The 1,103-nt window shown below is 67.4% G+C and carries 1 protein-coding gene; it reads right to left on the bottom strand.

From position 1 onward, the window contains the following. Positions 1-302: 302 nt before the first annotated feature. A partial coding sequence (locus LB543_RS33820) for a transposase (protein ID WP_224617357.1) occupies positions 303-1,103 on the bottom strand: 801 nt, incomplete at its 5' end.

The raw sequence follows: 1,103 nt of genomic DNA, 5'->3' as shown, positions 1-1,103 counted from the left end.
TGGGAAGGGTTTCGGGTGCCGTCAGGCGTACGAAAGCCTCTCATGCAGGAACCCGCGGGCTACAGTCGATGTCTATGGGGATTTCGATTTGCGGCTGATGTCGGCGATAGCGCGACCGTCGCCGGGAAGCGCCGGGATGGATGCGGACAGGCGGCTTCGTTGCGCCTCCGCGCGATGTTGTCGGCACGGTAAGCGGCTGAAGGCGGCCCCGTCGGCGTCGACGATCACCATGGACGCGTGTGGGTCCGTTACCGGAGGCTGAGGGCCTGCGGTTGAAGTCTCGACGACTATTCCATGGCGGGTCATAGAGCGGTCTCCCGGTTCGTCGCGGTAGCGTCCGGCGGTCCGCGTGGCTGCCCCCGGCGTTCGAGTACCTCGACGACGATCATGCGTCCGCCGCAGCACGGGCATGACGGGCGGAAGTCCTCCGGTTCGCCTGGTGTGTCGTCATCGGGTGGCGCAGCGACGCTCAGCAGTTCGCGGGCGAGCGCGAGGCTGGCCTTGCGAGAGCCGCCTGCGAGCAGGCCGTAGTGGCGGATGCGATGGAAGCCGCGCGGCAGGACATGGAGCAGGAACCGACGGATGAACTCGTCTGTGGCGAGCGTCATGACCTGCTGGCGGTCGGCGCCGTCGCGGCGGTAGTTCTTGTAGCGGAAGGTGACGCCGCTCTCGTCGAAGGCGATCAGGCGGCTGTTCGATATCGCGACCCGGTGAGTATAGCGCGACAGGTATGCGAGCACCGCCTCCGGTCCCGCGAACGGTGCCTTGGCATAGACCACCCAGCGCTTCTTCCGGACTGGCGACAGGTGCCGCAGGAAGGCTCGCCGCCCGGTGAGGTACGCCATTGATCCGAAGAAGCTGAGCCGTCCGGCGTCGTGCAGCGCCATCAATCGGGTGAGGAAGAGCCGGCGGAACAGCTTGCCGAGCACGCGCACCGGAAGCAGGAAGGCCGGCCGCGACGAGACCCAGCGCTTCCCGCCGGGCGCGATGCCGCCGCCCGGTACGATCATGTGCACGTGCGGATGGTGAGTCATCGCAGAGCCCCAGGTGTGGAGCACGGCGGTGATGCCGATCCTGGCTCCAAGGTGCTTCGCATCGGCCGC

The organism is Mesorhizobium sp. ESP7-2, from assembly GCF_020164715.1.
Lineage (GTDB): Bacteria > Pseudomonadota > Alphaproteobacteria > Rhizobiales > Rhizobiaceae > Mesorhizobium.
This window is presented reverse-complemented; position numbering and strand designations above follow the sequence as displayed.